The 15183-nt window shown below is 57.3% G+C and carries 16 protein-coding genes and 2 pseudogenes; 11 read left to right on the forward strand and 7 right to left on the reverse strand.

All coding sequences use genetic code 11. The features are described 5' to 3' along the window. Nucleotides 1-106: 106 nt before the first annotated feature. Nucleotides 107-1804: a long-chain-fatty-acid--CoA ligase FadD1 gene (gene fadD1, locus ACIOVB_RS12250; protein WP_401267960.1), complete on the forward strand. Its 1698-nt coding sequence runs from the start codon at nucleotides 107-109 to the stop codon at nucleotides 1802-1804. 77 nt (nucleotides 1805-1881) lie between these two features. Here the strand turns inward: fadD1 and ACIOVB_RS12255 are convergent, their stop codons facing one another. Then, a complete protein-coding gene (locus ACIOVB_RS12255; protein ID WP_095188066.1) occupies nucleotides 1882-2259 on the reverse strand; it encodes a hypothetical protein in 378 nt (125 codons plus the stop codon). Between the two features lie 198 nt (nucleotides 2260-2457). Here ACIOVB_RS12255 and ACIOVB_RS12260 point away from each other — a divergent pair, with 198 nt between their 5' ends. The 3 genes from ACIOVB_RS12260 (at nucleotide 2458) to def (ending at nucleotide 4306) form a co-directional block, all read left to right on the forward strand. Further along, complete coding sequence (locus tag ACIOVB_RS12260; protein WP_187679725.1) at nucleotides 2458-2649, forward strand: CsbD family protein; 192 nt, start codon at nucleotides 2458-2460, stop codon at nucleotides 2647-2649. Between the two features lie 163 nt (nucleotides 2650-2812). Further along, nucleotides 2813-3763: a YihY/virulence factor BrkB family protein gene (locus ACIOVB_RS12265; protein WP_187679724.1), complete on the forward strand. Its 951-nt coding sequence runs from the start codon at nucleotides 2813-2815 to the stop codon at nucleotides 3761-3763. Nucleotides 3764-3766: 3 nt separating this feature from the next. After that, nucleotides 3767-4306 (forward strand): peptide deformylase, encoded by a 540-nt coding sequence (gene def / locus ACIOVB_RS12270; RefSeq protein WP_187679723.1) that lies wholly within the window; start codon nucleotides 3767-3769, stop codon nucleotides 4304-4306. A gap of 16 nt (nucleotides 4307-4322) precedes the next feature. Here the strand turns inward: def and ACIOVB_RS12275 are convergent, their stop codons facing one another. Further along, the gene (locus tag ACIOVB_RS12275; RefSeq protein ID WP_187679722.1) at nucleotides 4323-4730 is read right to left on the reverse strand and encodes a GNAT family N-acetyltransferase; all 408 of its coding nucleotides are present in this window, start codon (nucleotides 4728-4730) and stop codon (nucleotides 4323-4325) included. Nucleotides 4731-5053: 323 nt separating this feature from the next. Here ACIOVB_RS12275 and ACIOVB_RS12280 point away from each other — a divergent pair, with 323 nt between their 5' ends. The 6 genes and pseudogenes from ACIOVB_RS12280 to ACIOVB_RS12305 form a co-directional block, all read left to right on the forward strand. After that, a complete protein-coding gene (locus tag ACIOVB_RS12280) occupies nucleotides 5054-5995 on the forward strand; it encodes a fatty acid desaturase (RefSeq protein WP_401267965.1) in 942 nt (313 codons plus the stop codon). Between the two features lie 55 nt (nucleotides 5996-6050). Further along, a complete protein-coding gene (locus ACIOVB_RS12285; RefSeq protein ID WP_401267968.1) occupies nucleotides 6051-6842 on the forward strand; it encodes a phosphate/phosphite/phosphonate ABC transporter substrate-binding protein in 792 nt (263 codons plus the stop codon). 114 nt (nucleotides 6843-6956) lie between these two features. After that, nucleotides 6957-7484: a sigma-70 family RNA polymerase sigma factor gene (locus ACIOVB_RS12290; RefSeq protein WP_401267971.1), complete on the forward strand. Its 528-nt coding sequence runs from the start codon at nucleotides 6957-6959 to the stop codon at nucleotides 7482-7484. Then, nucleotides 7481-8494: an ABC transporter substrate-binding protein gene (locus ACIOVB_RS12295; protein ID WP_401267974.1), complete on the forward strand. Its 1014-nt coding sequence runs from the start codon at nucleotides 7481-7483 to the stop codon at nucleotides 8492-8494. The genes ACIOVB_RS12290 and ACIOVB_RS12295 overlap by 4 nt, the downstream gene beginning before the upstream one ends. 542 nt (nucleotides 8495-9036) lie before the next feature. Next, nucleotides 9037-9813, forward strand: a pseudogene (locus ACIOVB_RS12300) (PAS domain-containing protein); the annotation flags it as partial. A 123-nt stretch (nucleotides 9814-9936) separates the two neighbouring features. Next, nucleotides 9937-10356, forward strand: a pseudogene (locus ACIOVB_RS12305) (methyl-accepting chemotaxis protein); the annotation flags it as partial. A gap of 73 nt (nucleotides 10357-10429) precedes the next feature. On the opposite strand, the gene ACIOVB_RS12310 reads toward ACIOVB_RS12305, so the two are convergent. The 4 genes from ACIOVB_RS12310 to ACIOVB_RS12325 all read right to left on the reverse strand — a co-directional run bounded on the left by ACIOVB_RS12310 (nucleotide 10430) and on the right by ACIOVB_RS12325 (nucleotide 12781). Further along, nucleotides 10430-10858: a hypothetical protein gene (locus tag ACIOVB_RS12310; RefSeq protein ID WP_401267976.1), complete on the reverse strand. Its 429-nt coding sequence runs from the start codon at nucleotides 10856-10858 to the stop codon at nucleotides 10430-10432. Between the two features lie 75 nt (nucleotides 10859-10933). After that, on the reverse strand, nucleotides 10934-11341 hold the full coding sequence (locus tag ACIOVB_RS12315) for a DUF6252 family protein (RefSeq protein ID WP_401267979.1): 408 nt from the start codon (nucleotides 11339-11341) through the stop codon (nucleotides 10934-10936). Between the two features lie 179 nt (nucleotides 11342-11520). Next, entirely contained in the window at nucleotides 11521-12078 is a 558-nt protein-coding gene (locus tag ACIOVB_RS12320) for a hypothetical protein (protein ID WP_401267982.1), read from the reverse strand. 262 nt (nucleotides 12079-12340) lie between these two features. Beyond that, nucleotides 12341-12781: a PACE efflux transporter gene (locus ACIOVB_RS12325; protein ID WP_401267985.1), complete on the reverse strand. Its 441-nt coding sequence runs from the start codon at nucleotides 12779-12781 to the stop codon at nucleotides 12341-12343. Nucleotides 12782-12902: 121 nt separating this feature from the next. Between ACIOVB_RS12325 and ACIOVB_RS12330 the strand changes: the two genes are divergently transcribed. Then, nucleotides 12903-13775, forward strand: a complete 873-nt coding sequence (locus tag ACIOVB_RS12330) for a LysR family transcriptional regulator (protein WP_401267987.1) — start codon at nucleotides 12903-12905, stop codon at nucleotides 13773-13775. A gap of 139 nt (nucleotides 13776-13914) precedes the next feature. Here the strand turns inward: ACIOVB_RS12330 and ACIOVB_RS12335 are convergent, their stop codons facing one another. After that, the gene (locus tag ACIOVB_RS12335; RefSeq protein WP_401267989.1) at nucleotides 13915-14946 is read right to left on the reverse strand and encodes a LacI family DNA-binding transcriptional regulator; all 1032 of its coding nucleotides are present in this window, start codon (nucleotides 14944-14946) and stop codon (nucleotides 13915-13917) included. Nucleotides 14947-15183: the final 237 nt, after the last annotated feature.

Here is a 15183-nt window from a genome sequence, read left to right on the forward strand (position 1 = left end):
GACTTCTCGGCCTCTGTAAAAGCCAGATTCACCAATACAAAACACACACCAATAATAATCGCATCAAATGCGGTGAAGAATTCGCGTTGCTGAGGAGTGGGCTTCCATGATCGAAGACTTTTGGAAGGATAAATACCCGGCTGGCATTGCTGCCGAGATCAATCCAGACGAGTATCCGAACATTCAGGCAGTGTTGAAGCAATCCTGCCAACGCTTCGCCAACAAACCGGCTTTCAGCAACCTGGGCAAGACAATCACCTACGGTGAGTTGTACGAATTGTCCGGTGCATTTGCCGCGTATCTGCAACAGCATACCGATTTGCAGCCCGGTGATCGAATCGCCGTGCAACTGCCCAACGTTCTGCAGTACCCGGTCGCTGTCTTCGGTGCGATACGCGCCGGGCTGATCGTGGTCAACACCAACCCGCTGTACACCGCGCGGGAAATGGAACACCAATTCAACGACTCCGGTGCCAAGGCGCTGGTGTGCCTGGCGAACATGGCGCACCTGGCCGAAGCCGTGGTGCCGAAAACCGGCGTCAAACACGTCATCGTCACTGAAGTCGCCGACTTGCTGCCGCCGATCAAGCGCTTGCTGATCAACAGCGTCATCAAGTACGTGAAGAAAATGGTGCCGGCCTATCACTTGCCAAAAGCCGTCAAGTTCAACGACGTGCTGAGCAAGGGCCAAGGTCAGCCTGTGGCTGAAGCCAACCCGGACAGCGGTGATGTCGCCGTGCTGCAATACACCGGCGGCACCACAGGCGTTGCCAAAGGCGCAATGCTGACCCACCGCAACCTTGTCGCCAACATGCTGCAGTGCAAGGCGCTGATGGGGTCCAACCTCAATGAAGGTTGCGAGATCCTGATCACGCCACTGCCGCTTTACCACATCTATGCGTTCACCTTTCATTGCATGGCGATGATGCTGATCGGCAACCACAACATCCTGATCAGCAACCCGCGCGATCTGCCGGCGATGGTCAAGGAACTGTCGAAGTGGAAGTTCAGCGGTTTCGTCGGCCTGAATACGCTGTTCGTGGCGCTGTGCAACAACGAAGGCTTCCGCAAGCTGGATTTCTCCGCGCTCAAGGTCACCTTGTCCGGCGGCATGGCCCTGCAACTGGCCGCTGCCGAGCGCTGGAAAGACGTGACCGGTTGCGCCATCTGCGAAGGTTACGGCATGACCGAAACCAGTCCGGTGGCCACGGTCAACCCGATCCAGCACATCCAGATCGGCACCATCGGCATTCCAGTGCCATCGACCCTGTGCAAAGTCATCGACGATGCCGGTGTCGAGCAGCCGCTGGGTGAAATCGGCGAACTGTGCGTCAAGGGCCCGCAAGTGATGAAAGGCTACTGGCAGCGTCAGGAAGCCACCGATGAAATGCTCGACAGCGACGGCTGGCTGAAGACCGGTGACATCGCGCTGATCCAGCCGGACGGTTACATGCGCATTGTCGATCGCAAGAAAGACATGATTCTGGTCTCCGGTTTCAACGTCTATCCGAATGAACTGGAAGACGTGCTGGCGACCTTGCCGGGCGTGTTGCAGTGCGCGGCCATCGGCGTCCCGGACGAGAAGTCGGGCGAGGCAATCAAGATCTTTATCGTCGTCAAACCGGGCGTAACGCTGACCAAAGAGCAGGTGATGGATCACATGCGCGCCAACGTCACCGGCTACAAGGTGCCGCGCTCCGTGGAATTCCGCGATGCGCTGCCGACCACCAACGTCGGCAAGATCCTGCGCCGTGAGTTGCGTGATGAAGAGTTGAAGAAGATCAAGGCGAAGAACGCCGCGTAAAACAAGAAGCCCCGCAGATGCGGGGCTTTTTGATTTTGGCCGGCAGATATTCTGTGCCTGTGAGGCCGTTTTCGCGGTTACTGACGAAACGGCGCGAAGTTCACGTTGGTCCCCGCCGGACGCATGTCCTGCAGATACGAATCCTTGTCCGCACTCAACTCCAGGCTCAGCGCGGCTTTGCGCTTGCCCTCGTTGCGAATCACCAGACCCTCGAGCTTTTCACGCAGAAACACCGTCGGCACTTTCAAGTGCAGCAGTTCGTCGGTGGCCGGCGTGTGCATCAGCAGGTGAATCCACTCGTACTGACCAACGGCCAGGCGCGTCACCGGCAGGTCGAACCACCAGATGTTGCGATTGCGGTTCAGTTCGGCGAAGTGGCAGTTGTTGCTGCCGAGCACAGCGCCGCCCAGTTCCTGGTTTCGACGGGCAATGGCCTGCTTTTTATCGAGTTTCATAACATTCCTGCGGGATCGGTTCTCTGGCGCATGGCGCCCATATGGAGCGCATTCTCAAGGCAACGCTCGCAAACATAAAGCCCAACCTGCACGCCGCGACGAAATGAGCCGCTGAAAATAAATGAAACTCGCCGCAAATCCCGCCGGTCAATCATTACGTACTGACTTTTCCCCCTAATTGCACCAAGGAGAAACACCATGAGTAGCACAGGCGATAAAGTAAAAGGCATGGCCAACGAAGCAGTCGGCAACGTCAAACAAGGCGTCGGTAAAGCCACCGACAACACCAAGCTGCAAGCTGAAGGCAAGATTCAAGAGAAAAAAGGCGAAGCCCAGCAAGCCGTTGGCAAAGCCAAAGATGCAGTGAAGAAAACCGTCGACAAGGCGTAATTGCGTTGTGAACGAAAAACAGAAGCGGCCATCCAAGGATGGCCGTTTTTGTGTATAAGCCCTGCGCTGGCCCACCACTGGTCGCCAAGTAGGCTACCGTGATGTAAAAACGGCCCCTGAGTCGCCACGACTTCAACCTGTATTGCGGCGAAAGGAGACGCGAATGATATTTCCGGACATGAAAGGTCTGCCCCTGCACCGGGTGATGGTGCGCACGGTCACTGAGTTCGTCGACGACGAGATGTCGACGTACGCCTCGGCTCTGGCTTACCAGATGCTGTTCTCGCTGTTCCCGTTCATTTTGTTCCTGATCGCCCTGATCGGTTTCCTGCACCTGCCGGACTTTTTCTCCTGGCTGCGCCTGCAATCGGAGCTGGTGCTGCCACCGCAGGCGCTGGAGCAGGTCAACCCGGTAATCGATCAATTGCAGCAGTCCAAGGGTGGGTTGCTGTCAGTGGGTATTGTCATCGCCCTCTACACCGCTTCCGCCGGTGTGCGCCTGATGATGAGCGCAATGAACGCGGCCTACGATGTGGTCGAGGGGCGCCCGATCTGGAAGCGGTTTCCACTGTCGATTTTCTATACCGTCGGCATTGCCGGCATGCTCCTGGTGGCTGCCGCGCTGATGGTGCTTGGGCCGCAGGTGATGGGCTGGATCGCGGCGCAGGTGGGGCTGGAAGAATTCATCGTCACCTTATGGACCATCGCGCGCTGGCCGGTGATCGTGATTCTGATGATGGTTGCCGTGGCACTGATCTATTACGTGATGCCCGACGTCAAACAGGAATTCCGCTTCATCACACCCGGCTCGGTATTGGCCGTAGTGGTGTGGATCATCGCTTCGTTGGGTTTCGCGTTCTACGTGAAAACCTTCGCCAACTACAACGCAATGTATGGCAGCATCGGTGCAATCATCGTTCTGTTGCTGTACTTCTACATCTCCGCTGCGGTCCTGTTGCTCGGTGCCGAGATGAATGCGGTGATTGAGCACATGTCCAGCGAAGGCAAGGATTCGGGTGAGAAAGTCCCCGGCGAACTCGATGAACATCCCAAACAACACGTCTCGGGCCTGGGCCGCGATCACTCGCTCAAGCCGGACACTGACGAAGTCTGATCAATGATCCGTGAAATCCTCAAAATGGGCGACGAGCGCCTGTTGCGTATTGCCCCACCCGTGCCAGCCGAGATGTTCGACAGCCCTGAGCTCTGGCAACTGATCGACGACATGTTCCAGACCATGGAAAGTGTCGGCGGTGTCGGCCTTGCCGCGCCGCAGATCGGTGTCGACCTGCAACTGGTGATCTTCGGTTTCGAGCACAGTGAACGTTACCCGGACGCCGAAGCGGTGCCGCAGACGATTTTGATCAACCCGCTGATCACACCGTTGAATCCATTGACGGAAGAGGGCTTCGAAGGATGCCTGTCAGTGCCGGGATTGCGTGGTGCGGTGGAGCGTTATCAGCAAATTCGCTACGAAGGTTTTGATCCGAAAGGCCAGCCGATCGTGCGCGTGGCTGCAGGTTTTCACGCGAGGGTGGTGCAGCATGAGTGCGATCACCTGATCGGCCGGTTGTATCCGTCGCGGATTACCGACTTCAGCAAGTTCGGCTTTACCGAAGTGATGTTCCCGGATCTCGATCCAGCCGCAGACGACTAGCAACAATCAAAAGATCTTATAAACGCCCCATCGCAATCATCGGCTTGCTCCGCGCATACCGGCTCAAGCGCTCCGCCATCGCCTGGGGCAGGGCAGGGTCGATACTGAATCCGCGTCGCTCATAAAACCCACGCAAATCCGGATGACAGAACAGCCACACCGGTTCTGTCACATCCTTCACTGCCGCCGTGATCAACTGCGCGGCAAGCCCTTGCTCACGACACGTCGGATCGACAAACAACCCGGTCAACCAACGCCCACCCGCCACCGGCCGCAAGCACAACGCCGCAACAATGTCGCCACGTCGCGCCACCCACAATTGGGCCTCGCGCACGGCTTTCATCGAGGATTGGTGGCTGCGGTAAAACTTGTTCATCAACGGCCAAAGCGACTCGTCGAGCAGTGTGTATTGGGTATCGGGCATGGGATCGGACTGGCGGTGAGGGAAGCGGCGATTATAAAAGAACGCGCGCCTTGGGATAGGTGTATACCTGAGCCTACAGCCCTGTGAGTGGAGACCCATCATGTCCAAAGGTATGGATTCAAAGAAAGCCGCGAAGAAGAAACCGGCCAAGACTGCGATTGAAAAACGTGCGGAAAAGAAAGCCAAGAAAGTCGACATTTTCGGCCATTGATCACGCCCCTCAGGAGCTCGATTCTCGGGCTCCTGCCTGAACCTGAAAATAATCTGCAAGATTTACCGCTGCCGTTGCACAGAGGGAGAAGATTCCCGTTCCGAGCAACGACATGGCCCATTACTTCGACGCCACCCATCGCCAACACATAGAAACCCTGCGTCAACGCTTTACCGCCCGCACCGAATGGCCGACCTGGCTGTTGCTGATCGGCGTGTATGGCGGCTGGTTCGCCATCATCTTCAATAGCGAATGGCTCGGTCGCGGCTTGACCACGGTGTTGCTGATCCCGCTGCTGGTGTTGTGGCTGTCGGTGCAGCATGAGTTGCTCCACGGTCATCCGACCCGCTCGACCCTCTTCAATAAAATCCTCGGCTACGCGCCATTTGCGGTGTGGTATCCGTACACCTTGTATCGCGACAGCCATTTGTTGCATCACCGCGATGAGGAGCTGACGGTTCCCGGTGTCGATCCGGAAAGTCGTTACCTGACGAGTGCAGGCTGGCAGGGCAGTTCTTTGTTCGAGCGCGGCCTGCACTGGTTGAACAAAACGGTGATCGGCCGTTTCGTGATTGGTGCACCGCTGGGACTTGTTGCACTGGCCGGCGAAGAACTGCAACGGTTGAAAAACGGCGAACGCCAAGCCTGGATAATGTGGCTGACCCATGGTGCCTGCACGCTGCTGATGCTCTGGCTCATCGCCCGTTACAGTGTGTTGCCGGTGTGGCATTACCTGTTGCTGATCAGTGTGCCGGCGCTGTCGATCGCAATGATTCGCTCCTACTATGAACACCGCCCGCACGCTCAACCGGAGCGCCGCACGGTGCTCAACGAGGCCGGGTGGCCGTGGCGCTGGCTGTTTCTCAATCTCAACTTTCATTTGGTGCATCACGACTTGCCGGGGCTGGCGTGGTACGACTTGCCGCAGGTTTATCGGATGCATCGCGAGCAGTGGATCGCGCGCAGTGGCGGCTTTCTGGTGCAGGGGTACGGGCAGTTGTGGCGGCAGAACGGGTTGAGGCCGATCGACAGTCCCGAGCATCCGTTTCACTGATTTCAAAAGCACCACCGCTCCCACATTGGATTTTTGTTGTCCGGGAAGAATGTGCATGACCCAACACCACATCGAACTACTTATGTACACCGCCCCGGAGCCAATCCGGGCGGCCAATGACCGCTGGATCAAACGCATCCTCGACCATTTGGGCCACTCGCGTCTGAGCGCCGAAAGCCTGTCGCTGCCCGAACTGTGGTTATCACCGGATCTACTGCTGACCCAAACCTGCGGCTATCCCTTGATGACCTTGCTGCGCGGTCAGGTCCGCATCGTCGGTCGCCCACGCTACGAACTGCCCGACGCCAGCGCCGGCAACCATTGCAGCCTGATCCTCAGTCGCGCCGACGACACACGCGTAACCCTGGCGGACTTTCGCCACAGCCGCGGGGTGATCAACAGCGAAGACTCCAACAGCGGCATGAACCTGCTGCGTCAGCGTCTGGTGTCATTGCAGCAGGACGGGCGTTTTTTCGCCTCGGTCGGCATCAGCGGCGGCCACCGCGAGAGCTTGCGCTGGTTGCGGGACAGTCGCGCCGATCTGGCGGCCATCGACAGCGTCACCTACGCCTGTCTCGCCCATTACGCGCCCGAGGAGGTAAGCGGATTGCGCGTGGTGGCGCGCAGTGCGTTGAGTCCGACGTTGCCGTTCATTACCGTCGCCGCCGCAACAGACAAACAGGTTGAACGGTTGCGCCAGGTCATGAACCTGTCTCTGAGCGAACTTCCCGACGTCGCACAGACCCTGGGTCTTGCCGAGGTGCTGCCGGCCAGCGAAAGCGACTATCAGATCGTGCTCGATTACCAGCGAGAGGCCGAGGCACTGGGCTACTGCCAATTACGCTAATTCGATAATCGAATATAAAAATAATATTTAAATATTATTAATGCATAAGGCGCCTTGCTAGGATCGCGCCACCGGACGACCGGACATTCAGCGACCCCTAACCCAGGAGCCCCTATGTCCGGCGCCGACGTATCCCATCGCAATCACCTGGACGGCCTCTTTCGCAGCCATTACCACTGGCTTTGCACTTACCTGCGCCGTCATTTGCACGATGCGGCAAGCGTGGAAGACATCGCCGCCGAAACCTTCGTGCAATTGCTCGAAGCGACCGGCCTGACCGCGCTCCGTGAACCCCGAGCGTTGCTCACCACCATCGCGCAGCGTCTGCTTTATCAGCGCTGGCGCCGCGCGGATCTCGAGCGTCAGCACCGACAGCAGATCGATGTGGAGTACGCCACCTCGCCCGAAGACATCGCGCAACTGACGCAAACCCTGAGCCGTCTCGACCGCAGCCTGCAACGGTTGCCGGGCAAAGTCCGCTCGACCTTCCTGCTCGCGCGCATCGACGGCCTGACCTACCCGCAAATCGCTGCCGAGCTAGGCATCTCCCAGCGCTCGGTCAGCGTGTACATGACCCGTTCCCAGGCGCTGTGCGATCGCCACAGCGCCAACCAACTCCTACAAGACAAGAGGTCTGCATGAGATCGATCAAAACCCTGCTCGGCGGTTCAATACTGGCGTTGAGCCTGAGTGTCGGCGCGGTCTCGGCGGCGGAGAAAACCGCACCGATCCACTTCGGTGACATCACTTGGGAAAGCGGCAGTTTCATCACTGAAGTGCTGCGCCTGATTGTCGAGAAAGGCTATGGCTATTCGACCGATACGCTGCCGGGCAGCACCGTCAGCCTAGAAGCGGCGCTGGCAAAGAATGACATTCAGGTGATCGGCGAAGAGTGGGCGGGGCGCAGTCCTGCGTGGGTCAAAGCGGCCGCCGAAGGCAAAGTGTTTGGCCTCGGTGATACGGTCAAAGGTGCCACCGAAGGCTGGTGGGTGCCGGAATACGTGATCAAGGGTGATCCGGAACGCGGCATCAAACCTCTGGCGCCGGAACTGAAATCGGTAGCCGATCTGCCGCGCTACAAAGACGTGTTCCGCGATCCCGAAGACCCGAGCCGAGGGCGCTTTCTTAACAGCCCGACCGGCTGGACGTCAGAGATCGTCAACAGCCAGAAGCTCAAGGCGTATGCGCTGAATGACAGCTTCGTCAATTTTCGCACCGGCTCCGGCGCGGCGCTGGATGCCGAAGTGGCATCGTCGATTCGTCGGGGTAAGCCGGTGCTGTTCTACTACTGGTCGCCGACGCCGCTGCTCGGACGCTTCAAACTGGTGAAGCTCGAGGAGCCGCCGTTTGATGCCGAAGCCTGGAAGACCCTCGCCGATGCCAATAACCCGAATCCCAAGGGCACCCGCTCGATGCCGGCAAGCCTGGCGATTGGCGTGTCGGCGCCATTCAAGGCGCAGTATCCGGAACTGGTGACGTTCTTTGAGAAAGTCGATTTGCCGATTGATCTGCTCAACCAGACGCTGGCGGGGATGAGTGAAAAACGCCAGCAACCGCGGGCGGTGGCCGAGGCGTTTTTGCGCGATCAGCCGCAGGTCTGGAAACTTTGGGTGCCCGCAGAAGTGGCTACCAAGGTGAGCTCCCACCTCTAATCCGTCTGCCAACCCCCTGTAGGCGCTGCCGCAGGCTGCGATCTTTTGACTTTGTTTTTCAATAACAAGATCAAAAGATCGCAGCCTGCGGCAGCGCCTACAGGGGCTTCTTTGTTTCTGGCTGAACCGTTTCTTGTGCAAAAAGTGCCAGATACTGGCCGACTAGTGGCCTTGCGCTAGGCTTTGCGATGGCTATGCTGACACCTAACTAACCATGTCGACCGTAATGTCACTGTCGGTCGGTTAGTCCGTGATTCATGCTGCCAGAGTGCGCAACCCGAGGCACCGACACTGAACCAACAAGGAGCGTCGTTTAAATGGAAGTTCTTCAACGCGTTAGGGCTGGCCCGCGTGCGGGCTATCAAGAGAAGGATGTCTTGATTAGAACGTCGCTGCATGGACGCTCCGATTAATCATCATTTGTCACCTGACACTTCCTCCTGTGGAGGAGTGCGTGTGCCTGTTCTTCGGAACGTAGTGGTGGATTCTGAAAGACCTGAACTTTCATCAAATCAAAAATCCGCGCGGAAGGTGATACAACCATGTTCAACCTACATCACAAGGCTGACCTGCAGGAAATCGAGCGATTCAGCTGTGCTCTGACCGAGACCAACGCCAAGCTGGATGCGATCAGCCGTTCAATGGCAATGATCGAGTTCACGCCCGAGGGCATCGTTCTGGATGCCAACGAAAACTTCTGCAAGACCATGGGTTATGGCGCCGAGGAAGTTCGCGGCAAGCATCATCGAATCTTTTGTGAAGAAGCGTTTTACCGCAGCGAGGAGTACGCCAAATTGTGGCGCGATCTGGCCCGTGGCGAGCCCATCGGCGGAACGTTTCTGCGTCTGAACAAGAGTGGCAAAGAGGTCTGGCTCGAAGCCAGTTACATGCCGGTGTATGGCCCGGACAAGCAAGTCAGAAGTGTGATCAAAGTCGCCGCCGACATTACCGTGCGGATCAACAAGGAACACGAAGAGGAAAGCATGCTGGCGGCGATCGGCCGCTCCATGGCGGTAATTGAGTTCACTCCGGAAGGCAATGTGATTACTGCCAACGAAAACTTCCTGAAGACCATGCAGTACTCGCTCAACGAAATCGTCGGCCACCACCACAGTCTGTTTTGCCATCGCGCCGATGCCGAATCAGCGCAGTACAAAGCATTCTGGGCCTCACTCAATCGTGGCGAATATCACTCGCACCGTTTCGAACGCAAGAACAAGTCCGGGCAGATGGTGTATCTGGAAGCCTCGTATAACCCCCTGTTCGATGCCAAGGGCCGGCTGTACAAAGTGGTGAAGTTCGCCAGTGATATCACCCATCAGATGACCACCCTGCAAAACGCCGCTGAATCGGCCCACAGCACATCGGTACAAAACGACGCCTGCGCGCAAAAAGGCTCACTGGTTGTGCAGCAAACGGTGCAGATCATTCAGGACATTTCCCGCGATCTCAACGAAGCGGCGGTGAGCATCGATGCGGTCAGCAAGCAGTCGGACATCATTGGCACCATCGTTCAGACCATTCGCGGCATCGCCGATCAGACCAACCTGCTGGCGCTCAACGCCGCCATCGAAGCAGCGCGGGCCGGTGAGCATGGACGCGGCTTTGCCGTGGTTGCCGATGAGGTGCGCAGTTTGGCGGCCCGCACCAGTCAGGCAACTCTGGAAATTGTCGAAGTGGTGCGCAAGAACCACGACTTGTCGTTGAGCGCCGTGTCGAGCATGCAATCGAGTCTGAGCCGCACCGGGCTCGGGGTGGAACTGGCGAACGAGGCGGGGGAGGTGATCCTGGAAATTCAACAGGGCTCGCGGCATGTGGTGGATGCGATCAGCCAGTTCAATGAGACGTTACAGTTGAATTGATGATGTCAGGGCAACTGCCTCTCGAACTTGAGGGGCAGTTGTTGATCGGCGCATGGAAGGCGTAGCACCGGATCTATTCTGACAAATCGAAGTCTCCACTGATTTCTGCAGACTGTTTCCCGTCTTGTGATCGGGCGGTGAACTTGAAACGGCCTTTTGCAGTTTTTTTGTCCAGGTCTACTTCTTCGATGGTGACCTCACCACCTTCAACCAGTGAAGACCAGGAACTACCCACAAAATGTTTTGGGTTGTAGTTACCACCGACAGTGTCCGATTCGAAGGCGTAGGTTGTGTTGGCCTCGATCTTTTTAGAAATATAGAAATCTGCTCCCTGCGAGGTGGTGTCGTCGGTGGCGTTCCCGGCCACGTAAAGTTGTTTAGACTCCAGAACCATCACGAGACGGTTGGTTTTAACCAACACTTCCCCTTCGTTGTTCTCATTCACGTACAAGCTGAATTGCCCTGTGGCTTTGCTGGATTTGCTTTTGATGTCTTCGTTCACGATCTTTCTTCCTTGCCAGTCAGAGTCAGGAAACCGCCCACATTGTTGCGAGATCCATTGCGTGCTCGCTCGAGTCTACTGCTGGAGCGAAAACGTCCCGGTAATTGCTGCAGTGTTCTGCGGATCCTGCTTGTCGACGGCGGTGAACTTAAAGCTGCCTTTTGCGAATTTCTTTACGAAGTCGACCTCGTCCAGAGTGATCTCGCCCCCTTCTTGAATGGCACTCCAGCTGTCGCCGGTTTTCGGGTTATAGAAGGCTGTGGCTTTCGCGCTTCTCAACGTATAGGTGCCCGGTTCAATTTTCTCGGAGATCACAAACTCGGTGCCCCATGGTGGTGGGGGGGTGGAGCTGTCGAACCCACCTGCGAGCAATCTGTTTGGCTCGACCGAGAAATGGAGCAGGTCGGTAGGAACAGAGACCTCGGGGCCGTTGTTTTCCTTCACTTTCAAGCTGAACAGTCCGACGGCTTTAGTGTTGCTCATGATTTATCTTCCTTGCCGGTTATCGAGAGAATCACACACTGCGTAATGGCAGCCATGGTTCTTCGAAATGGAAAGGGCGTCTACTGTCAGAAATTACAGGTAGAGGGAGCTGTGCGACGAACGGTTAGCAAGCCAAAAAAGAGTCCCGAATGGAGACTCTATTTTGAGCGTTTTTTACTTCAAAGCGCAGCGACAAACTTGTTCGCCAGTTTGTCGCTGTCCTTGACGTCGTTGACGTTCTCTTTCTCCGACTGCGCCAGTTGCATCTTGTCCTGCAAGCGCTGGGCGATCTCTTTGCCGATGGCCAGTTGTTTCTCCGGCGGCATGTTCTTGATGTCTTCTTCGGTAATGCCCAAGTCCTTGAGGATACTGTCGCGCAGACGCTGTTCCGGCGTCTTGCTCATGTAGTCCTTGAACTCGTCGGTGGCGGAACCGGTGGCTTTGGTCGCATCCAAAGTATCGGTGGTTTGCAGGCCGACACGGGTCTTGGCGAACGCTTCGTCGACGTTGTCGCTGATGCGCGTGGCTTCGCTGACTTGCTGAGTGGCAATCTGCGTGGCCGAGTCCTGCACCTTGGCGGTGGCGTCGCTGTTTTGCGTCTGCACCTGGTTTTGCAGCGTTTGCAACATCGCGCCGTGCAGGCCGCCTTGCAGACCGGCAGCCGCTGTGGCGGTCGCGTCTTCTGCCAACCGCTTGGGCAGCTGCAGCATTTCCATTTGTTTGGCACTGACCAACATGATGAATTGTCCTGTAGTTATGACTGACCGCCATACAGGAGCAATTACTGTGCCTGGCCAATAAAGCCTTTTATTTCAGAGAGTTGTTGGATTCAGGCGATTGAGAAAGCGGTCATCCTTTGCCGATGAGCGGCAGTGGGTGACCGCCAAGCGTCAGCGATGGGCAATCCTCTCCAGCGCCAGATTCGTGTGCACGGCCAGTGCGGCGAATCGGGCAGACGCTTGCGCGGCTACCCGATAAACCAAATTACGAATTAGCGATTTATGCCGCAGCGGCAGAATCCGGCAACGCCGAGGCCGGTAAGCCGAACACCCGATCAAACAGCCAGTTGAAGGCAAACGTATAGCAAGGGATGAAGATGATCAGCGCCAGATCCAGCAGAAACGCCTGTACCAGGCTGATGTTCATCCACCACGCGATCAACGGAATCAGGAACACGATCAACGTCAGTTGAAAACCGACGGCATGGGCGATGCGTCGCTTGACTGTGCGGGTACGCGACTTCTGCCGACTTTCCCAGTGTTCAAACAGCGAGGTGTAGATGAAATTCCAGGTCACGGCGATGGTGGTGATGATCACCGCCAATGGCCCGGTGCTGCCCGGCGAGGTGCCGGACAACAAGGCCAGACCAACGGCGGAGAAGGTCATGCCGATTACTTCGTAGAGCGACACATAGACCAGTTTGCGTTTGACGCCTTGCATGCAGATTTGCCTCTTATTTCAGATTCGATGGCCAGGGGGACTGGCGGAGGCGGCGAAAGATAGCTTCAATAGAGCTGACAGAAAAAGTCAGTAGCTTTCAGTTTTATTGATAGGTGGGGAATTGAACTTCAACAGCGACAGCATCGAACTGTTTCTCGCCGTGATCGAGCGCGGCTCCTTTTCCGCCGCCGCCCGGGCGTTGGGCAAAGTCCCGTCGGCGGTAAGCATGGGCATCGGCAACCTTGAGGCCGAACTGGGTTATCAACTGTTCGACCGTAGCCATCGTGAACCGCAACCGACGGCGATGGCGATGTCGCTGGTGCCTCACGCGCGGCTGATCGCCGAACAGCTCAAGCAACTGCAAGTACACGCGGTGGAATTGTCGCTGGGGCTGGAGAGCAAATTGTCGATCGGCGTGGTGGCGGACATTGATCGCCGACGTCTGCTGGCGGCAATCAAGGTGATCGCCGAGCGTCATCCGCTGCTCGATATCGAAGTACTGACCGCGCCGCAGGATGACGTGCTGGCGATGTTGCACAGCGGTCGGGTCAGTGTGTGCCTGGCGTTCGCCGGACTGAGCGTGAACGTGCTCGAGCGTTTTCAGTTTGTCGGCAATGAACGAATGATCGCCACGCTGGCGGCGGACAGTCCGTTGTTGCAGGGCCAGGATCTGTTTCTTGAAGACCTGGTGCATGTACGGCAAATTTTCGTCGCCAGCCGTGATTTGCCGATCAGCGAGACCCGGCCATTGGTGGCCGAGTCCTGTTGGCGAACCGACAGTCTGGAAACGGCGATGGAGATGGTCGAGGCGGGATTGGGCTGGGGCAACTTTCCGTTGTCGGTGGTGCAGTCGCGGCTGGATTCGGGGCGCCTGAAACGCCTGAATTTCCGCAACATCGAAAACGGCCTGGTGTTGCCGGTGCATGCGGTGTGGCTCAAGAGCCAGCCGTTGCAGAAGGGCGCGTTGGCGCTGGTGGACCTGCTCAGCCACTAGCGACTGTGGAGATCCGATGTGGGAGCGAGCCTGCTCGCGAAAGCGTCGTGTCAGTCGGCACAGGTTTATCTGAACCACCGCTTTCGCGAGCAGGCTCGCTCCCACAGGGATTGTGTTTCAACCATGAAACTATGGGAGATCAGGTACTTTCGCGGATCTTCAGTTCGAAGCCCATGTCTTCCACTGGCCGCGCCACGCTGTTGCCCGCCATCAAGGTCAACATCTGCTCCGCCGCCCGCCGGCCAATCGCCTCTCGCGGGGTATTGATGCTGCTCAGACGCGGCACCATGTGCTCGGACATTGGCAAGTCGTTGAAGCCCAGAATCGCCACTTGCTCGGGAATCTTGATGCCATTGCGCAGCGCCTCAAGCAAAGCACCCTGCGCCAGGTCGTCGTTACCAAAGAAGATCGCATCGACATCCGGATGCGCCGCCAGCAATTGCAGAAACAACTCCCCGCCTAAGCCAACAGAGGAGGAGCGCGGGGTCAGCACTTCCAGATCCGGATCGTAGCGCCCGGCCTTCTGCAACGCTTTGCGGAAACCTTCGCCACGCAACAAGGTGCGCTGATCAAGCTGTGCGCCGATGTACGCCAGACGCTTGCGCCCACGAGAGAGCAAATGCTCGGCGGCAGTTTCACCAGCGCTGAGCTGCGAGAAGCCGACGCAGTTCACGCCAGCGGCGCTGTCCAGTTCCATCATGTACACGCAGGGGATGTTGCTCGCTTCGATCATCCGCCGCGAACTTTCAGTGCGATCAAACCCGGTCAGCAGAAAGCCACGCGGCTGATAAGCCATGTAGTTGCGCAGCAGGTTTTCTTCTTCATCGCGCGAGTAGTGGAAGTTGCCGATCAGCACTTCGAAGCCCTTGGGCGTCAACACCCGATGAATGGCTTCCAGCGTGTCGATGAACAACAGGTTGGATAACGAAGGCACCAAAACCACCACCGAATGGCTCTGGGCAGAGGCCAGGGCACGGGCGGCGGGGTTGACCACGTAGTTGAGTTCGAGCGCAGCTTTCTGGACTTTCTCCACCAGCTCAGTGGCCACGGTGCTGACGCCGCGCAAGGCGCGGGAGGCGGTAATCGGGCTGACGCCGGCCAGGCGGGCAACTTCATTGAGGGTGGGACGGCCGGTGGTGCGGGTATTTTTATCGTTTTTAGAGGTGGTCATCGGGCGGCTTGCCAAACAAAAATCAAGGCACTAAGGTAGCGCTGTCCTGATGCAGCTGCAAATGCGTAAGCGAGGTCCTGCCTGATCTTCGCTTTTTGGCGTCGGGAACAAACCTGCTGCAACCCAAAAAAACGACAAGAAGGCGTCGGCAACTTCTACCTGTGCACTAGAGTCATAGCTAGCAAAGGTAGCGCTGTCTGCGCGCTGAGGTGTTATATGAGTCATCCCATCACCGCC

It is taken from the genome of Pseudomonas sp. NPDC087639, from assembly GCF_044743385.1.
Taxonomy (GTDB): Bacteria; Pseudomonadota; Gammaproteobacteria; order Pseudomonadales; family Pseudomonadaceae; genus Aquipseudomonas.